Origin of the sequence: Pseudomonas auratipiscis (assembly GCF_036324085.1) — a bacterium.
Taxonomy (GTDB): domain Bacteria; phylum Pseudomonadota; class Gammaproteobacteria; order Pseudomonadales; family Pseudomonadaceae; genus Aquipseudomonas; species Aquipseudomonas auratipiscis.
In genome coordinates this window covers 238519-258327 of the sequence record NZ_JAZDCU010000004.1, presented here as the reverse complement: position 1 = coordinate 258327, position 19809 = coordinate 238519, and the positions used below count along the sequence as shown (strand labels likewise).

Below are 19809 nucleotides of genomic sequence, written 5' to 3'. Positions count from 1 at the left end.
CTCCCACCGGGATCATCACACCCGGTGGGAGCAGGCTTGCCCCACGATGGTTTTCAGCCCTTACAACGATTCCAGCGCCGCCATCAGATCACTCAAACGGTCGACCTTGTCATCGCTCAGCTCACTGCCCTTGAGACCGTCGACATAGATGGCCAACTCCTCGACCGAGCTGCACTCGAACATCGCCCGCAATGGCACATTTAGCTGCAATGTCTTCTGCACCCGTGAGGCAATCTGAGTCGCCAGCAGGGAATGGCCGCCCAACTCGAAGAAGTTGTCGCGCACACCCACCCTTTCAACCTTGAGTATGTCGGCCCAGATCAGCGCCAGGGTTTGTTCCAGCTCGCTGCGCGGCGCCAGGTAGTCCTGACGCTGCTGAGTTGCAAAATCGATACTCGGCAGTGCCTTGCGATCGAGCTTGCCGTTGGCATTGAGCGGTAGCTGTTTGAGCCAGGCCCAGTGCAATGGAACCATGTACTCAGGCAGCTCGGCGCGCAGACGTTGCTTGATCCGTTCCAGCACTGCCGCAAGGTAGGCGCCTGCATCGCTGGCCACCAGATAACCCACCAGGTGCTTGCCGTTGACGCCCTCCTGCACACCCACGGCGGCGTCGCGAATCTCGGCCTGCTCATGCAGACGCGCCTCGATTTCACCCAGCTCAATGCGATAGCCGCGAATCTTCACCTGGTGGTCGATACGCCCCACATACTCGAGCACGCCATCCACGCGTCGACGCGCCAGGTCGCCAGTGCGGTACAAACGCTCCCCAGGCGCGCCGAAGGGGTGTGGAATAAACGCCTGGGCCGTGCGCAGCGGATCACTGACATAGCCTCGACCGACGCCGGTACCTGCCACGCACAACTCACCTACCGCCCCCATAGGCACCAGAGCCTGATCGTCATCCAACAGGTACAAACGGTTATTGTCGGTCGGTGTACCAATAGGCAAGTAGCTGCCACGGGTCGAATCAGCATCGACGCGGAAAAAGGCGACATCATCCGAGCACTCCGCCGGGCCATAGGCGTTGACCAGCGCAACCTGCGGGTAACGCTGCAGCCATTGCCAGGCCAGCTCCGGCGGCATCGCTTCTCCAGTCGGCAGCATCCAGCGCAGGCTGTCCAGTTGCCGATGTTCGTTGGCGAGCATGCCCTGAATCAGCGACGGTACGCTTTCCAGCACCGTAATGCCGCTGGCCTGGACATGCTCAAGCAGGCCTTGTGGATCGTGGGCAATGGCGTTGGGCACAATCGCCACCTGCGCGCCGAACAGCGGTGCGGCAAGGAACTGCCAGACCGAGATATCGAAACTCTGCGAGGCGGTCTGGGCAATCACATCCTGCTGGTCCAATTGCAGGTACGGCACCTTGCTCAGTTGGTTGTTGAGCATGCCGCGCTGCTCGACCATCACACCCTTGGGCAAGCCGGTAGAACCGGAGGTGTAGATCACATATGCAAGGTTGTCCGGAGCACTATAGATACCCGGATCGAAATCCCTCCCTTGCGTGCTCTGCACATGCTCCCAGATCAACAATTTCGGACGCCCCGCACACCCCAGTTCATCCAGTAGCGCTCGCCCTTGCTCGGCACAGGCCTGGGTACACACCAGCACCGGCGTGTGACTGAGTTCGACGATGCGTTGCAGGCGTGCCGTCGGCAGGCCGGGGTCCAGAGGCAAGTAACCGGCACCGGCCTTGAAGCTCCCGATGATCATGCCCAGCAATGACAAATCACGTTCTGCCAACAGCGCCACCGGTTGGTCCAGCGTCACCCCAGCTGCAACCAACGCATGCCCGAGACGATTGGCTTGCTGATTGAGTTGAGCATAGCTGAGCGTCGCCTCGAGACAGCGGGCCGCCGTACGCTGCGGATGGGCCGCAACCCTGGCTTCGAACAACGCCACATAACTCTGCTCCAGGGGGTAGGCCTGTTCGCTGCGGTTGCACTCATCGAGCAAAAAGCGCCGTTCGTGCTCACCGAGCAATGGCAGCTCGCTGATGTCGGCGAACAAACCGTCGGCCAGGGCCAGCAGCAGACGCTTGAACTCGGCCAGCATGCGTTCGACCGTCGCGGTATCGAAATAGCGCTGATCGAACGACAGGTGCAGGCCCAGGTCATCACCCGGGTAACAAACCGCAGTCAGTGGGAAGTTGGTGTGAGTACGGCCCGAGTCGGAACTGGCATTCAGGCTTTGCGCCCGATCCAGCACCGAGACTTCTACGGGCGCGTTCTCGAACACAAAAAGGCTATCGAACAACGGCTGTCCTTTCGGTAGCTCGCTGCACTCTTGAATGCTCACCAATGGCAGGTATTCATACTCGCGCAATTGCATGTTGTGTTCGAGCAAGCCCTTGAGCCAATGCAGCACGCTGCAACGCTCACCCGCCGCTGGCAACTTCACGCGCAAGGCGATGCTGTTGATAAACAACCCTACCGTGCGCTGCATCTGCGGCATGCTGACCGGACGACCGGCCACGGTGACCCCGAACAGTACATCACGCTCGCCACTGTAGCGGCTCAATACCAGCGCCCAGGCCGCCTGGGCGAACGTATTAATGGTCAGTTGATGGGCCTGGGCCAGCTCCCGCAGGCGCGCGCCGTCGGCTGCATCCAGGCGGGTGTAACAATCGCCGACGATCATCCCGGCATTTTCGACACCGTGATCCCGAAGCAGGGGACGATCACTCGGCACCGCCGTGCTGCGTTCGAAGCCCTGGAGGTTTTCCCGCCACCACTGGCGCGCTTCATCCAGATTCTGATGCTGCAGCCAGCCGATGTAGTCGCGGTAACGCGGCGGTACTGCCAGTTGAGCTTCGCGGCCCTCGCCCAGGGCCATATACAGCTCGAAGAAATCATTCATTAACAGCGAGCGGCACCAGGCATCGATGAGAATGTGGTGGTTGCTCATCATGAACCAGTACCGGTCTGCACCCACGCGGATCAGACGCAAGTGGAACGGTGCCTGCTGCAGCAGATCGAAACCTGCTTCGCGCTCCTGCTTATGCAAAGCCTGCAAGCGCGCTTCCTGTTCGTCATCGCCAAGGTCGGCCCAGTCTTGATAATCGAGCGCTGTAGTGCCTGGTTTATGAATGATCTGCAACATGGCTTCGCCAGCATTCCAACTGAACGACGCACGTAGCGCTTCATGACGCCCGACCACGGCCCGCCAGGCCTGGGCAAAGCGCTGCGGATCCAGGGCACTGTTGATCCGGTAGCGGTCCTGCATGTAGTAAATGCCAGTACCGGGTTCAAGCAGGGTGTGCAGCAGCAAACCCTCCTGCATCGGCGTCAGTGGGTACACATCTTCGATGTGTGCCGCCGGCACGGGCAGGTTGTCGATCTGCTCTTGGGACAGTTGCGCAAGCGGGAAGTCCGAAGGCGTGAAGCTTCCGTTGTTATCGTCCAGGCAATGTTCAATCAGAGCAAGCAGTTGCACTTTGTAAGCCTGGGCGAGATGTTCGATGGTGTGCTCGTCGTAGCGCTCGCCACTGAAGGTCCAGCGCAGTTGTAGCTCACCCCCGTACACCTGACCATCGACACTCATCCAGTTAGGCAGTGGCGCGTCCAGGTCATGGGCCTCGCCGACCGATTCATCCACTGGCAGGAACAGGGCATCACCCTGGAACTGCTGGTCGAACTGGCCGAGGTAATTGAAGGTGATCCGCGCCTGTGGCAAAGCGGCCATGCTTTCGCGTACCGACGGATCGCCCAGGTAGCGCAGCACGCCATAGCCCAGGCCCTTGTGTGGCACCTGGCGCAATTGCTCCTTGATGGCCTTGATCGAGGCCCCCTGCCCAGCTTCTCCTTCAGCCGTCGAAGGGCTCAGGCTCAAGGGATAAGCGCTGGTGAACCAACCTACACTGCGGGTCAGATCCATGTCGTCGAACAGGTGTTCGCGGCCATGGCCTTCAAGCTGCACCAGCACCGACGGCTGACCGCTCCAACGGCACAATACCTGTGCCAGTGCCGTCAGCAGCAGGTCATTGACCTGGGTATGGTAGGCCGCCGGTGCGTCCTTGAGCAGTTGTCGGGTCTGGTTCGAATCCAGGCGCACATTGAGGTTACGCGCCTGCTTGTGCAGGTTCGCTCCTTGCGGATGATCGCATGGTAGCTCCTGGTGAGCCGCGCCCAGTTGGCTTTGCCACCAGCGTTGTTCGTCACGCAGCGAGTCACTGCTGGCGTACGCCTGCAGACGCGCGGCCCAATCACTCATGGCGCGAGTCTTGGCCGCCAACGTCTGTGCGCGGTACAGCGCTTGCAAATCTTCCAGCAGCACCCGCCACGACACACCGTCGACCACCAGGTGATGTATTGCCAGCAACAAACGCTGTTCGCCGCTGCTGTCTTCAACCAGCAAGGCCCTCAGCAGCGGCCCGTTGCCCAGGTCGAGACTGCGCTGCACATCACTGTACAACGCCTGGCACTCGGTAAAACTGCTCACCGACACCTGCCAGAGCAATTCGCGACTGCCGCCCAGCACATATTCGCCCTGCCACTGGCCATCCTGCACAGTAAAGCGCAGGCGCAATGCGTCGTGATGCTCGACCAGTCGCTGCAAGGCCTGCTCCAACACCCTGGCTACTAAGCGCTCGGTCGGAGCCAGCAGTACAGCCTGATTCCAGTGCTGTGGTTGCACTACATCGCTGTCGAAGAACCAGTGTTGAATGGGTGTCAACGCAGCACGGCCGCTCAACGGGCCTTGATCAACCTGACTGTCGTCACTGCACCGAACCACGGAGGCCAAGGTCTGGACCGTCTGGTGCTGGAACAGGTCACGCGGGGTGAATTGCAGCCCCAACTGGCGAGCGCGACTAACCACCTGGATCGACAGGATAGAATCACCACCTAGCTCGAAGAAATTGTCCTGCAGGCCAACGCGCTGCACATTCAGGACATCCTGCCAGAGATTGGCCAATTGCTGCTCCAGCGCGCTGCGCGGTGCCTGGTAATGTTCATGAGCGTGTTCCAGATGCGCTGGCGGCAGTGCGCCTCGGTCGAGTTTGCCATTGCCCATCAAGGGCATTTGCTCAAGCAACATCAGGTGGGTTGGCACCATATAGTCCGGCAGGTGCGAACGTAGATGTGCCTTGAGTGCATCACGCAGTGCAACCTGAGTGGCGGTATCGGCGAGCGCCTGATCACAGACCAGATAAGCAGCCAGTTGCTTGCCTGCGGCCGTGTCCAGCGCCAGCACCACTGCCTCGCGGATTGCCGGGTACTCCAGCAGTCGCGTTTCGATTTCGCCCAGTTCGATGCGGAAACCGCGAATTTTCACCTGATGGTCGATACGACCCATGTACTCGACCAGTCCATCGGGACGTTGGCGAACCAGATCGCCAGTACGGTACAGACGACCACCGTCAGCGGCGAAGGGGTTGGCGACAAAGCGTTCTGCGCTCAGCCCCGGGCGCTCGTGGTACCCCTGGGCCAGGCCGGCGCCACCGACATACAGCTCACCAATGCCGCCCTGGGGCAGCAAGGCCAGATCGGCATCGAGAATGTACGCCACCCGGGCACCGACCACGCGACCAATCGGCACACTAGCGAAGCCGGCTTGCAACTGATCAGGTGCCAGGCATGCCAGGGGCATGACTACGGTTTCGGTTGGCCCGTAGGCGTTGAAGAACTGCTGTGGCGCAAACGCCTGGCGAATCCGCTGCAGGTGCTCGCCGGTCAGCGCTTCGCCACCGGTGATGCACATGCGCACCGGCAAGGTTTCGTTGCGACTGGCCAGCCACTGCGCCAGTTGACTGCCGTAGCTTGGGGTAAGACCAAGAATCGATACCTGTTGCTCACGAATCAACGTGCAGATCTCTTGCGCGTCCCACTGCCCCTGCGCCCGCAATACCACCCGCGCACCGCACAACAATGGCACCAGCAGGCGCTCCGTGGCAGCGTCGAAGTTGATTGAATAGAAGTGCAGTTCGCAGTCATCGCTGCGCATCCCGAAGTCGTTGATCACCGCTTGGCAATGCATGGCGATTTCACCCCGGCTGACGACCACCCCCTTGGGCTTGCCGGTGGAACCTGAGGTGTATATCAGGTAAGCCTGATGCCCCGGCAGGCTGGTAGCGCGCAGCGGCTCGCGGCTGACCTCTGCCAGGCTTGCCACGTCATCTTCCAGGCACCAGCAGACAAGATCAGCGGACAGTTCGCCCAATGCCTCGAAAAGACTGCGCTGGCCCAGCAATATGCTGATGCCGCTGTCTTCGATCATGTAGAGCAAACGTTCCCGCGGGTACTCCGGGTCCAGCGGCACATAGGCCCCACCGGCCTTGAGAATCGCCAGGAGGCCCACCACCATCTCCAGTGAGCGCTCCAGTGCCAGGCCGACTCGCACCTGCGCGCCGACACCACGCTCGCGCAGTACACGGGCCAACTGATTGGATCGGGCGTCCAGCTCAGCGTAACTCAAATGCTCGCCGGCAAAAGTCAGGGCAATCGCTTGCGGTTCCCGCAACGCCTGGGCGCTGAACAAGCCTTCGATGGTCTGGCCGAGGTCTGCCTCAAGGTCCCCTTCAAGGCTTGCTCGCAAGGCGCGTTGCTCGCCGCTGGCCAGCATCGGCAATTCGCACAGATATTGCTCTGGGTTATCAAGCATTGCCGCCAGCAGGTTCTGCCAATGCTCAGCCATCATGGCGATCCGTGGCTCGTCAAACAGGTCGCAGCTGTAGGTCAGGCAGCAGCCCAGACGTCGGTCCAGGTCGGTGACTTCGAGGTTGAGATCGAACTTGGTCGCCCGGGCATCGTTGACCAGGTAATCCACCTGCATGCCCGACAATTGCCGGTGCTGTTGAAACTCCCAGCGCTGAACGTTGCACATCACCTGGAACAATGGGTTATAAGCAGTACTGCGTGCAGGCTGTAGTGCTTCGACCAGTTGATCGAAGGGCAAGTCCTGATGTGACTGACCTTCGATCACCGTCTGGCGCACCTGGTCGATCAGCTCGCTGACGCGCATGTGCCCATCGAGCTGGCAACGCAATACCTGGGTATTAAGGAAGGCGCCGATCAGCCCTTCGCTTTCCGGGCGAATACGGTTGGCCACCGGCGCACCGATACGCAGGTCATGCTGGGCACTGTAGCGATAGAGCAGCACCGCCAAGGTCGCAGTCATGGTCATGAACAGCGTCAAGCCGCGCTCAGCATTGAACTGACGTACCTGCGCGGCCAGTTGCGGACTCAAGTCAAAGCGATACAGCTCACCACGGTGGCTCTGCACCGCAGGCCGAGGGCGGTCGCTGGGGAGTTCCAACACCGGATGCTCTGCACCCAGCTTGGCCTTCCAGTAATCAAGCTGACGTTGCCCCTCCCCACCTTCCAGCCATTGGCGCTGCCAGACGCTGTAGTCCAGATATTGCACCGGCAAAGCCTGCAACGGCGACTCGCGCTCATCGACATACGCCTCATACAGCTCACCCAGTTCGCGGGCAAAGATGTCCATGGCCCAGCCTTCGGTCACGATGTGATGCAGGGTCAACACAAAGTAGTGCTCTTGCTCACCGGTCTTGGCCAGGCACGCTCGCAGCAGCGGGCCGCGCTCCAGATCGAACGGCTGGTGCGCCTGCTGGTCGGCGAATACCTGTAGAAGCGATTCACGCTGTGCCGGGTTGTGGGCCGAGAAATCCTGCCAGTCCATGTGCAGTTGACTGTCGCGGTGCACACACTGGTACGGCACCCCGTCGATGCTCGGAAAGGTGGTGCGCAGGGTCTCATGGCGTACGATCAAGGACTGCAGCGCCTGCTCGAAGCGGCTGACATCCAGCACACCACGCAACCGTGCCATGCCGCCAACGTTGTAGGCTGGGCTGTCTGGCTCCATCTGCCAGAGGAACCACATGCGCTGCTGGGAGTACGACAGTGGTACCGCCTGGTGACGATCGACGCGAGCAATTGCGCCTTGCAGGTTGTGTGAGCCGCTGCATTGGATGGCCTCGACTTCGCGCACGAATGCGCGCAGTTGACTGGCCTCGAACAGCACCCGCAACGGTACCTCGACGTTGCAGGCCTGACGCGTGCGGGAAACGATCTGGGTAGCCAGCAACGAGTGCCCACCCAGGGCAAAGAAGTCGTCCTGCAGACCGATCTGCTGCAACCCCAATACTTCACGCCAGATCGCGGCTATCTGTTGTTCCAGTGCAGTACTCGGTTCGATGTGCTCGCCGGTGGTCCAGACCGGCTCCGGCAGCGCCTTGCGCTCGACCTTGCCACTCGGGCCAAGGGGCATCTGGGGGATGTGCATCAGCAACGCAGGAACCATGTAGGACGGCAGTTGTTGGATCAATGCAGTCATCAGCCCGGCGTTGTTTTCACTGCCATTGTAGTAGCCCACCAATTGCGCGCCAGCCGTGGTCTGGCGAATCACAACCACGGCCTGGTCCACTCCCGACTGGTTCAACAGACAGGCCTCGACTTCTTCAGGCTCTACGCGAAAGCCGCGCAGTTTCACTTGCTGATCCAGCCGACCCAGGTACTCCAGGGCGCCCAGTGACCCCACCCAACGTGCCCGGTCGCCGCTGCGGTAGAGGCGCTGACCATCGCCATCTGGTTGCGGCACGAAACGCTCGGCGGTGAGCCCAGGCCTTGCAAGATAACCTCGCGCCAGCCCCGCCCCGCCCAGGTACAACTCGCCTGGCACACCGACGGCGCTAAGTTGCAGTTGTTCATCCAGCACCCGGCACACGACGTTGGCCAGCGGCCGCCCGATCGGTGAGCGCGCACCATCGGCTTGATTGCAGCGCCAATGAGTAACGTTGATCGCCGTTTCGGTCGGGCCATAGCGGTTATCCAGCGCCACCTCTGGCAACACCTGCAGCACGCGGTCACGCAGGGCGCCAGACAGCGCCTCACCACCGGAGAATAATCGACGCAGGCTAGTGCAGGCGGCCGCCAGCGGTTCTTGAATGAACACCTGCAGCAAAGCGGGAACGAAGTGCAAAGTCGTCACGCCATGCTCACGCACCAAGGCAGCGATCCGCTGCGGGTCACGGTGTTCGCCGGGACCTGCCAGCACTAGCCGGCAGCCATTGATCAGTGGCCAGAAACATTCCCACACCGACACATCAAAACTGATGGGGGCTTTCTGCATCAGCACATCGGTTTCATCCAACCCATAGCGTTGCTGCATCCATTGCAGGCGTTCAGCCAATGCTGCATGGGTGTTGCCCACGCCCTTGGGCTGCCCGGTGGAGCCTGAGGTATAAATCACATAGGCGAGGTTCTCGGCATGCAGGTGCAGGCCCGGGGGCTGGCTCGGCCAGCTGTCGAGCTTGAGCTGATCCATGGCGAGGGTGCTGACGCCTGCTACGTGCGGCAAGCGTTCCAGCATATCGCTATGACTGAGCAACAATCCGGCGCCGCAGTCGGCCAGCATGTAGGCCAGACGCTCCGGTGGGTAGTCGACATCCAGCGGCACGTAGGCACCGCCCGCCTTGATAATGGCCAGGATACCAATGAGCAATTGCGGCGAACGCTCAGCCGCAATCGCCACACACACATCCGGACCGACCCCCTTGTCGCGCAGATAATGCGCCAGCCTGTTGGCCTGCTGATGCAGGCTGGCGTAGTCGAGACTGCCGCCGTCCCACACCAGGGCAACGCGCTGCGGTGTCGTGCGGGCTTGCTCGTTGAGCTGTTCCACCACCCACTGTTGTGCCGCCGGAGCCGGAGCCTGCCCCCACTGCAGAAGCTGCTCGCGACCTTGGACATCGAGCAACTGCACGTCACCAATGCTCAGCCTCGGCGCTGCGCACACTTGTTCCAGCAAGCTGATCAGGTGCGCTGCCAGACGCTGCACGCTGTCAGCATCGAACAACTCACTGGCATAGTCGAAGGACAGCGACAGGCGCCCCTGGTGATCTTCCTCGCTGTGCAACTGCAGGTCGAACTTGGCCTCGCGGCTGTGCCATGGCAACTCTTCGGCGAGCAGGCCCGGCAGGCGTCGCAACGCGCCGAGGTCACGTTGCTGATGGTTGAACATGACTTGGAACAAACCCTGCTCGCGCGCCTCGGGAAAGGCTGCGAGCAGTTGCTCGAACGGCAGGTCCTGATGGGCCTGAGCCTGCACGGTGGCCTCACGCACCTGGGCCAGCAGTTCGGCAAAAGGCATGCACGAATTCAGCTCGGCCCGCAGTACCTGGGTATTGATGAAAAAGCCCACCAGGCACTGGGTTTCCAGCCGCGCCCGGTTGGCGTTGGGCACCCCGACGCGAATATCGCACTGTCCGCTGTAGCGATGCAGCAGGCTCTGGAAACCGGCCAGCAAGATCATGAACAGCGTGCTGTCATGCTGGCGGGCGGTAGTGCGCAGTGCCTCACTTAACGTCGCTGGCACGCGCAGGCTCAGGCGCGCGGCCAACTTGCGCTGTTGGTTGGAGCGGGGATGATCGATGGGCAGATCGAGCACAGGCGGCTCACCACCTAACTGAGCTGTCCAATAGTTCAATTGCCGCGCCGCCTCGCCCTCGACCAGCCACTGTCGTTGCCAATTGCCATAGTCGAGATAATCCAGGGCCAGCGCAGGCAGCTCAGCTTGCTGCCCCTGGCTGTGAGCGGCATACAGTCGCGAAAACTCGTCGATGAGAATGTTCATCGACCAGCCATCGGCAACTATATGGTGCAGGGTGACCCACAGTTGATGTTCCTCATCTGCCAGACGCACCAGGGTCACTCGCAGCAACGGACCGGCTTGCAGATCGAACGGCTGCTGCGCTTCGGCTTCGCGCCGAGTCATGACAGGGTCGAGCTCAAGCTCGCTCAGGTCCAGATGCTGCACCTCGAGTGTAAGCATCGGCAACACCTGCTGCAGCGCCTGCCCATCGACCTCGCTGAATACGGTGCGCAGCGACTCGTGCCGCTCGACCAGCGACTGGAAGCTCGACTGCACAGCGGCATGATCAAGTTCACCGCGCAGTCGCAGGGTTCCGGGTATGTTATAGGCGGCGCTGTGCTTATCCAGTTGCCAGAGCAGCCACATACGATGTTGCGCCAGAGACTGCGGCCACGCCTGGTGCCGGTCGAGACGCTCGATGGCGTCATGCGCCGCGCCCCCCTGCTGTTGCAGTGCCGCCACAGCGCTGCTGAAGGTATCCAGCTGCGGGCACTCGAACAGCAACCGCACGCTCAGTTGCAAACCCAGTTCATCCGCCAGGCGCGCAGTCAGCTGAGTGGCGGAAATCGAGTTGCCGCCGAGCAGAAAGAAGTGATCATCCTGCGCCACCTGTTCAATGCCCAGCTGTTCGCACCATGCCCGTGCGATCAGGCCGTGCAGCCTGGTCCCATGCATGCTTTGGTCAAGCGCCGGCGCATGCTGCGCTTCAGGGAAGCGCGCATAACAATCCAGACTGCCGTCGTCCATTCGCACGCGACAAGCCGAGCGCTGCAGCTTCCCGCTGGAAGTCTTGGGCAACGCGCCAGGATTGAGCAGCAAGACCACTGCCGGGGCTTGCTGACAGGCGTCGGCGATCACTTGGCGCAGGGCCTTGATCAAGCGCTGCGCCGAGATGGTCTTTTGCACATTGCGACTGACTTCGACTGCAACACCGATACCTTCCTCACCCAGGTTGTCGACGGCAAACACGGCCACTCGCCCCTTGCGCAATACCTGCACTTCCCGCTCCAGCGTTTTTTCCAGATCCTGCGGGTAGAGGTTGTGCCCTCGCACAATCAACAGGTCCTTGAGGCGGCCGGTTACGAACAGCTCGCCCTCACGCAGAAAACCCAGGTCGCCGGTACGCAACCAGGTATGCCCACCTTGCTCGACAAAGGTACGCGCCGTCGCTTGTGGGTTGCGCCAGTAGCCGGTGGCAATGCTCGGGCCACGGGCCCAGATCTCGCCAACGCGGTTGTCGTCCAGCACCGTGAGCTGGTGTGGATCGACGATCTGCACATCATGCTCCGGCTGGCTGCGCCCACAGCTCATCTGCACTATGTCGTTGCCAGGCTCGGCACAGTTGCGCGCCAGCGCCGTGGCATCCAGGCTCACCGCGCCAACTCCCTGGCCACGAGTACTGCCACTGACAAACAGCGTCGCCTCAGCCAGGCCATAGCTGGCAAAGAAGCTCTGGGCATTGAAGCCACAGCTGGCAAATTTTTCGGCAAACGCCTGCAGGCTGTCCTGGCGGATCGGTTCGGACCCGGAGTACGCCACCCGCCAGCGACTGAGGTCAAGATTGGCCAGGGCTGCATCACTGACACGCTCGCTGCACAGGCGATAGGCGAAATCGGGTCCGCCACTGATGGTGCCGCCATGATCACTGATCGCCTGCAGCCAGCGTTGCGGCCGAGCAAGGAAATAGGTTGGCGCCATCAATACACAAGGCACCCCACTGAAGATGGGCTGCAGCAAGCCACCGATCAGGCCCATGTCGTGGTACAGCGGCAACCAACTGACGATGACATCATCAGGGTTGAGATCGATACCAAAGCCCTGACGGATCAGTACCTCGTTTGCCACCAGGTTGCCATGACTGACCTGCACACCCTTGGGCAAAGCCGTAGAGCCTGAGGTGTACTGCAGGAAAGCGATGTCGTGAGCCTGCAGCGCTGGTGCTTGCCAGGCGTCGGCGAGGCTTCCCGACAACTGATCGGTTGCCAGCAACTGCGGTGCTGTTGCCTCACTCAACACTTCCAGTGCCTGCAGGCTGTCATGCAAGGCGCTGGAGGTCAGCAGCAGGCGCGGCTGTGCATCGGCAATTATCGACAGCAGGCGCTCCTGGTGATGACGGCGCGAAGACTCCGGCGGATAAGCCGGCACCGCGATCACTCCGGCATACAGGCAACCGAAAAAAGCCGCCACGTAATCCGGGCCGCTGGGAAACAACAGCACAGCGCGGTCACCGAAGTCGGTACGTGCCTGCAGTGCTGCGGCGATGGTTCGGGCACGCAAGTCCAGCTCCCGATAATCCAGCACGGCCTCCTGTTGCGGGTCGTCGGCAAGAAAGCGCAGGGCGATTCGCTGCGGCGTTTGCGCAGCGCGCTGTGCCAATGCCTGGACCAGCGTAACCGGAAGTTCGAAGGCGTCCGTCATGGGAGGTTCCTGCCAGAGTCTATGCGTTAAATCAGGGCTCGGTAGTGATGCGTACCGGCTCAGCGGTAGCACCAAGCGCTTGCCGAGCGCCCAGGGATGTACACAGAGGAACGGATGGCCTGGGCAAATAATTAGCGACTGAGAGCTTTGCGTTCAGGGGCTTGGGCGAGGAGTTTTTGAAGCCAATCACACTTTGCGGCTTATAACCAAAATACCCGCGTATACATTACTTTTCTCATTTGACAATAATTATCATTAAGAATAATTTGTCGCACGTCGTAGGAAGCCTCCCCAACAGGAGCGCTCCCCCTCCCTCTTAGAGCTAAGGTGATTTCCATGGCGGAACAACAATCCACAAGTAAGTGCGATTCACCGTTACTCCAGGCGTTTGTCGACAACCGCAGTATTCTGGTCAAGATCGCCGCTCGCATCACCGGCTGCCGCTCACGCGCTGAAGACGTGGTGCAGGACGCCTTCTTCCGGCTCAGTTCAGCCCCGCCGATTACTTCCTCGTTCAAGGCCCAACTGAGTTACTTGTTCCAGATCGTGCGTAACCTGGCGATCGATCACTATCGCAAGCAGTCCATGGAGCTCAGGTATTCCGGCAGCGAAGAAGAGGGCCTGAATGTGGTGATCCAGGGTGCCTCGCCCGAAGCCACGCACATGAATTTCGCCACCTTGGAAAACATTGCCGATGCACTGAACGAACTACCAGAACGTACTCGTTACGCGTTTGAAATGTACCGCCTGCATGGGGTGGCGCAAAAGGATATTGCCAAGGAGTTGGGCGTCTCCCCAACCCTGGTCAACTTCATGATTCGCGACGCCCTGGTACATTGCCGCAAAGTGTCCAATCGGCGGACCTGAGCGGCAAACTGCAAGCGTTAAGCTGCAAGTTGGTGGTGGTCAACGCGCAGCTTGAAACTTGAAGTTTAAAGTTCGCAACTCTCGAAGAATTGCTCTCGCCCTAGCACCATCAGTGCCGCGCGCTTGTGCGGGAAATCGAATTCTTTTTCACGGTAAAAACGCCGCGCTTGCATGTAGCCGATCATCTTGCTGTTGTCGGCACGCGGCTCGGCTACCACTCGCTGCGTCCGCGGGTCATCCAGAAACAAGTAGTGCACCAATGCGGCCATCCAGCTCGCCACTTTGTGCGGGCCACGGTGATGTTCCTCACCTACAAGCATGTGAATGCCTCGATCGTAATCATCAACAGCATAAAACGGCGCGATACGATCCTCCTTGGCCCAATAGGCCTCGAAATAGGCAAATGGCTGATCGTCGAAACAACCTATCAAGGTCAGGCTGTGCGGATCGACTTGCAACTTGTTCAGGTACGCGCGGTGCTGTTCAAGACTGCCGCCTTCCTGCCAGAAATTCAAAACCCGTGGATTGTTCTGCCAGCGATTGAAGCGCTCCAGGTCGGTATCGATGTCCACGGTGCGCAATGACACCCAGGCGCCCAGGCGTGGATCGAACCGCCGGTACACCTCCCCGTGCGGTTTGGGTGCGCGGCGCGGGTGCCGCTTGCCCTCGGTGAGCTGCATCTGCTGTGGGTACACGCCGTTCGCAGTGCGCATAAGCCAAGGATGCGGCAGCTGCCAGAACTGCATCCTTTCACAGCTGTACACGCCCGCCTGGGCTTGAGTTATCAACAAGCCGTCTGCCAACGCTTCAACAGGCTCGGCACTCAAATACCAGGTCAAACGCTGGCAATCGGGATCGCGGGCGAACAACCAATAGCAGGCCGCCCACAGCGCTTGCTGGCGCCGCTCTTGATCACACTGCTCAAGATGAATGTCGAAACTGTCGCCGCGCACCAATCGCACGCGTATCAGCGCGCGCCCCTCAAGCTCAAGGCTCAGGCGACCGTCGCTTTCATCGGCCTCCAGGCTGTGCCAGCGGGGTAATGACAGCGTTTGCGAAGCAAGGTCGAAGGGCATGGTCTGAGCTCGAAAAGGAAAGTGGCTTAACCTTCAGAACGTAGCCAGGGTGCGCAAATTTAGTTAGCCAGGGGCGAGGTAACGCCGATGCGATAGGGCTGGAAAATGCGCAACAATTCACCATTGTCGTACAGCTTTTGCAGCAACGCAGCGAATCGAGCTCCATTGATCGGCGCACCGGGGCGCAACAAGGCGTAATGACGGTAAACCTGATCCACCCGTTCAGAGGTCAGCAATTGCCCAACGCTGCCTGGATTACGCTTGAGAAAATCGCTGAGGTAGGAGCGAGTCACCAAGGCAACATCTGCCCGGCCGCGCTGAACCATCAGCAGGTTGCTGTCGTGGGAATAGGTCAGCGTTGCATTGTAACGTTCGGCCAAGTACTGCGGATCGGGATTGAAATCAGCGAAGGAATAGTGATAACCGTTGTACAGGGCCAGACGCTTGCCCGTGAGATCGGAAAAATAGCGCTCATCACGGTCGGCTTGAACATGAGTGACGAATATCTCGGCGTCTTCAAGTCCCATGTCGACTGCTTCGTGGTCGATGTCCTGCCAACCCCATTCGGGGTTCTCGAAAATCGCCATATCGGTACGCCCCTGGCGAAAATCGCCAAATCGACGCGGTATGGAAGTAGGCACCAAAATAAAGTGGTAACGCTGCTGAGCGTTGTTCAACGCGTCGATCAGCTGTGGCAACAGTCCGGTATCTGCCCCCTTTTCGGGGCGCATGGTATAGGGCGGGAAATGCGCAGCGCCGACTTTGACCTCGACGACCTCGATTGCCTGTGCCAACGGCGCCAGCCACAGCGTGGCGAGCATCAACAGCAAGGACATGACCTGCGGCATGGGCGTTGGAGTCAAAGCAACACACTCTTTACGGGTTCTAACCGGAATCAACCTAAGCTAGGCGTTTTCCCGGCGCTGCACAACCTTCGATTGCGCCAAATGGCGCTTACAGGCAATTCGCCAGGGGATACCGCCCACGCTGAAGTTTGGCTACGCTCTAACAACTCTTGGAATGGAGCCTACTATGGGGCATTGGCTGGTGATCGATCTGGAAGCAACCACAGATGACGGAGGTTGGCCGGTCACAGATATGGAAGTTATCGAAATTGGCGCAACCCTGGTCAACCGACAGGGTCGGGAAATCGATCATTTCCAGCGTTTCGTCAAACCACGGCGACGTCCGCAGCTTACCCCCTTCTGCCGCGAGCTTACCCACATCGGCCAAGCGAGCGTTGATACAGCAGCCTCGTTCACAGAGGTCTGGACGCAGTTCGAGCGCTGGATCGGCCACCATCAAAAGCATCTGCAAGCCTGGGTCAGCTGGGGCGACTATGACCGCCAGCAACTTGTCCAGGAGTGGCAGTTGCATCAGATGCACAGCCTGCTTGCCGACCTGCCACATATCAACCTCAAACAGCGCTTCGCCAAGGCTCGCCAACTCCAGCGCCCGCTAGGCCTGAACGGTGCGCTGCAGCTGGCCGGCCTGCAGTTTTGCGGGCAGCAACATCGGGCCCTGGAAGACGCGCGCAACACCGCACGTTTGTTACCGTTGAGCCTGCCGGCCAGCGGCGCCTGAAAGCGGATGACGGCGCCAGATGCCTTGGGCATACTGGCCAGCCTTTTCAGCCCCTTTTCAGGAGTCGCCCATGTTTAAGGTCAACGAGTACTTTGATGGCACGGTCAAATCGATTGCATTCGAAAGCGCCGAAGGTCCAGCAACTGTCGGCGTAATGGCCCCTGGCGAGTACGAATTCGGTACCGCGCAGCGCGAGATCATGCATGTGGTTTCCGGCGCACTGACCGTAAAACTGCCTGACAGCGACAACTGGGAAACCTTTTCTGCAGGCAGCCAGTTCAACGTGCCAGCCAACAGCAAGTTCCAACTGAAGGTCGCTGTGGATACCGCTTACCTTTGCGAGTACCGCGGCTGAGACGCTAGTCGATGGAAGCGGGCGGGCGCGGCAATCTGCCATAAAGCGCTCGTTCCGCACCCAGGATTATCGCCAGACGAGGCCCGCTGCACGAAACGTGCGCCATTAGGGCTCTGATTTATTCACGAACGCCACAATGTTCTGCGCTGCCGTCGCCAGGTGAGCGCTGTGGGTGAATCCTGAGGCCTTCAACGGTTTCAGGTCGTGATCCCCCGTTTCCAGCCAAGCTATTTGTATTGCCGGTGACAGTGCATAGCCCTCCACTGCCTGCCGATTTCCCAAGGCATCCCGCTCCCCCTGAAGGATCAGCGTCGGGGTTTTCAATTCAGCCAAATGCGCCACCCGTGGTTTTTCCGGCTTGCCAGTGGCATAGAACGGATAACCCAGGCATACCAGCGCATCGGCAGCCAACTCATCAGCCAGCAAGCTGGCCATGCGCCCGCCCATGGACTTACCGCCAATGGCCAACGTCCCAGTGACCAATGGTCGCACTTGCTGATACACCTCGCGCCAACACTCCAGCAGTTTGGCCTGCGGATTTGGAGGCCTTTTGCCACCATCCAAGCGTCGCTGTGCCATGTAGGGAAACTCGAAACGCACTACCCCCAGCCCTTGTGCAGCCAGCCTTTGCGCAATTTCTTCCATGAACTCGCTGTCCATTGGCGCGCCCGCGCCATGCGCCAGAATCAGACACCCTGAATGCTCGCCATCCCCCTGATTTTGCGGGGCATTCCAGCGCCACCCGCGACTTTCGATCAGCCGTGCCCATTGATCCCCGTCAATACCGGCCACTTGCCCATTACTCATGCTTGCCTCGCTATTTAGCCTGCCTATAACCGTGGATGGGAACCCATACATGAACACAACCAGCAGTACCGCCTACAACTACAAGGTGGTCCGCCAATTCGCCATTATGACGGTGGTGTGGGGAATCGTCGGGATGGGGCTCGGCGTTTTTCTTGCCGCGCAACTCGTCTGGCCTTCACTCAACTTCGACCTCCCCTGGACCAGCTTTGGGCGCTTGCGTCCACTGCACACCAACGCAGTGATCTTCGCCTTTGGCGGTTGCGCACTGTTTGCCGCGTCCTATTACTCGGTCCAGCGTACCTGCCAGACCACCCTGTTCTCTCCACGCCTTGCCGCTTTTACCTTCTGGGCCTGGCAGTTGGTGATTGTACTGGCGGCAGTCAGCTTGCCTCTGGGCTTCACCAGCTCCAAGGAGTATGCCGAACTGGAATGGCCGATCGATATCCTGATCACCATTGTCTGGGTCGCTTACGCCGTGGTGTTCTTCGGCACCCTGATGAAGCGCACCACCAAGCACATCTATGTGGGTAACTGGTTCTTCGGTGCATTCATCATCACCGTTGCGATCCTGCACATCGTCAACAACATGGAAATTCCGGTCAGCCTGACCAAGTCCTACTCACTGTACGGCGGCGCAACCGACGCCATGGTGCAATGGTGGTACGGCCACAACGCCGTAGGCTTCTTCCTGACCGCAGGCTTCCTGGGGATGATGTACTACTTCGTGCCTAAACAGGCCGAACGTCCGGTGTACTCCTATCGCCTGTCCATTGTGCACTTCTGGGCACTGATCACCCTGTACATCTGGGCCGGCCCTCACCACCTGCACTACACCGCACTGCCAGACTGGGCCCAATCACTGGGCATGGTCATGTCGCTGATCCTCCTGGCACCAAGCTGGGGCGGCATGATCAATGGCATGATGACCCTCTCGGGCGCATGGCATAAGCTGCGCAGCGACCCAATCCTGCGTTTCCTCGTGGTCTCGCTGGCGTTCTACGGCATGTCGACCTTCGAAGGTCCGATGATGGCGATCAAGACCGTCAACGCCCTGTCCCACTACACCGACTGGACCATCGGCCACGTACACGCCGGCGCTCTTGGCTGGGTAGCGATGATTTCGATCGGTGCGCTGTACCACATGATCCCGAAAGTCTTCGGTCGCGAGCAAATGTACAGCCTGGGGCTGATCAACGCTCACTTCTGGCTGGCCACCATCGGCACTGTGCTCTACATCGCCTCGATGTGGGTCAACGGTATCGCCCAGGGCCTGATGTGGCGCGCAGTCAACGCCGACGGCACCCTGACCTACTCCTTCGTCGAAACCCTGGTAGCCAGCCACCCTGGCTTCATCGTGCGCTTTGTCGGCGGAGCGATCTTCCTGACCGGTATGTTCCTGATGGCCTGGAACACCTGGCGCACCGTGCGTTCCCCAGTGGCCGCGACCGCCCCTGCCACCGCGCAGTTGGCCTGAGGAGATCCAGATGAAACACGAAGTCATTGAGAAAAACGTCTTCCTGCTGGTGCTGTTGATGGTCTTTGCCGTCAGCATCGGCGGACTGACCCAGATCGTCCCGCTGTTTTTCCAGGACGTCACCAATAAGCCGGTGGAAGGCATGAAGCCTTATACCGCGCTGCAACTGGAAGGGCGTGACATCTACATCCGTGAAGGCTGTGTGCAGTGCCACTCGCAGATGATTCGTCCGTTCCGTGCCGAGACCGAACGCTACGGCCACTATTCGGTAGCCGGTGAAAGCGTTTGGGACCACCCGTTCCTGTGGGGTTCCAAGCGTACCGGTCCGGACCTGGCCCGTGTCGGCGGTCGCTACTCCGATGACTGGCACCGTGCGCACTTGTACAACCCGCGCAACGTCGTGCCTGAGTCGAAGATGCCTGCCTACCCATGGCTGGTGGCCGCTCCAGTCGACAGCAGCCATACCGAAACCAAGTTGCGCACCATGCGCACCCTGGGCGTGCCTTACACCGATGCGGATATCAGCGGTGCAGTGGAGTCGATCAAGGGCAAGACCGAAATGGATGCCTTGGTCGCCTACCTGCAGGTGCTCGGCACCGCGATCAAGAACAAGAGGTAAGCGC

General features: G+C 60.1%; 9 protein-coding genes. 5 read left to right on the top strand and 4 right to left on the bottom strand.

Annotated features, from left to right (window positions below):
• Window positions 1–60: 60 nt before the first annotated feature.
• A complete protein-coding gene (locus V0R60_RS07740) occupies window positions 61–13023 on the bottom strand; it encodes a non-ribosomal peptide synthetase (protein ID WP_330079336.1) in 12963 nt (4320 codons plus the stop codon).
• A 336-nt stretch (window positions 13024–13359) separates the two neighbouring features.
• Here V0R60_RS07740 and V0R60_RS07735 point away from each other — a divergent pair, with 336 nt between their 5' ends.
• Window positions 13360–13890 carry an RNA polymerase factor sigma-70 gene (locus V0R60_RS07735; protein ID WP_136477413.1) on the top strand — a complete coding sequence of 177 codons (531 nt, stop codon included), beginning with the start codon at window positions 13360–13362 and terminating at the stop codon, window positions 13888–13890.
• 65 nt (window positions 13891–13955) lie between these two features.
• On the opposite strand, the gene V0R60_RS07730 is transcribed toward V0R60_RS07735, so the two are convergent.
• Together V0R60_RS07730 and V0R60_RS07725 are read right to left on the bottom strand one after the other, a co-directional pair.
• On the bottom strand, window positions 13956–14966 hold the full coding sequence (locus V0R60_RS07730; RefSeq protein WP_330079335.1) for a GNAT family N-acetyltransferase: 1011 nt from the start codon (window positions 14964–14966) through the stop codon (window positions 13956–13958).
• A 59-nt stretch (window positions 14967–15025) separates the two neighbouring features.
• The gene (locus V0R60_RS07725) at window positions 15026–15829 is read right to left on the bottom strand and encodes a substrate-binding periplasmic protein (protein WP_136477415.1); all 804 of its coding nucleotides are present in this window, start codon (window positions 15827–15829) and stop codon (window positions 15026–15028) included.
• Window positions 15830–15998: 169 nt separating this feature from the next.
• On the opposite strand from V0R60_RS07725, the gene V0R60_RS07720 reads away from it, so the two are divergent.
• A complete protein-coding gene (locus tag V0R60_RS07720; RefSeq protein ID WP_330079334.1) occupies window positions 15999–16550 on the top strand; it encodes an exonuclease domain-containing protein in 552 nt (183 codons plus the stop codon).
• 70 nt (window positions 16551–16620) lie between these two features.
• Window positions 16621–16905, top strand: coding sequence for a pyrimidine/purine nucleoside phosphorylase (gene ppnP, locus V0R60_RS07715; RefSeq protein ID WP_136477417.1), 285 nt, complete (start codon window positions 16621–16623; stop codon window positions 16903–16905).
• Window positions 16906–17010: 105 nt separating this feature from the next.
• Here the strand turns inward: ppnP and V0R60_RS07710 are convergent, their stop codons facing one another.
• The gene (locus tag V0R60_RS07710; RefSeq protein ID WP_330079333.1) at window positions 17011–17712 is read right to left on the bottom strand and encodes an alpha/beta family hydrolase; all 702 of its coding nucleotides are present in this window, start codon (window positions 17710–17712) and stop codon (window positions 17011–17013) included.
• A gap of 49 nt (window positions 17713–17761) precedes the next feature.
• Between V0R60_RS07710 and ccoN the strand changes: the two genes are divergently transcribed.
• Together ccoN and ccoO are read left to right on the top strand one after the other, a co-directional pair.
• Entirely contained in the window at window positions 17762–19186 is a 1425-nt protein-coding gene (ccoN, locus tag V0R60_RS07705) for a cytochrome-c oxidase, cbb3-type subunit I (protein ID WP_136477419.1), read from the top strand.
• Window positions 19187–19196: 10 nt separating this feature from the next.
• Entirely contained in the window at window positions 19197–19805 is a 609-nt protein-coding gene (ccoO, locus tag V0R60_RS07700; protein WP_136477420.1) for a cytochrome-c oxidase, cbb3-type subunit II, read from the top strand.
• Window positions 19806–19809: the final 4 nt, after the last annotated feature.

Bases quoted from the DNA above. Each gene is read 5' to 3' on its own strand.
- V0R60_RS07740 (WP_330079336.1), bottom strand. From the start codon at position 13,023: ATGACGGACGCCTTCGAACTTCCGGTTACGCTGGTCCAGGCATTGGCA.
- V0R60_RS07735 (WP_136477413.1), top strand. From the start codon at position 13,360: ATGGCGGAACAACAATCCACAAGTAAGTGCGATTCACCGTTACTCCAG.
- V0R60_RS07730 (WP_330079335.1), bottom strand. From the start codon at position 14,966: ATGCCCTTCGACCTTGCTTCGCAAACGCTGTCATTACCCCGCTGGCAC.
- V0R60_RS07720 (WP_330079334.1), top strand. From the start codon at position 15,999: ATGGGGCATTGGCTGGTGATCGATCTGGAAGCAACCACAGATGACGGA.
- ppnP (WP_136477417.1), top strand. From the start codon at position 16,621: ATGTTTAAGGTCAACGAGTACTTTGATGGCACGGTCAAATCGATTGCA.
- V0R60_RS07710 (WP_330079333.1), bottom strand. From the start codon at position 17,712: ATGAGTAATGGGCAAGTGGCCGGTATTGACGGGGATCAATGGGCACGG.
- ccoN (WP_136477419.1), top strand. From the start codon at position 17,762: ATGAACACAACCAGCAGTACCGCCTACAACTACAAGGTGGTCCGCCAA.
- ccoO (WP_136477420.1), top strand. From the start codon at position 19,197: ATGAAACACGAAGTCATTGAGAAAAACGTCTTCCTGCTGGTGCTGTTG.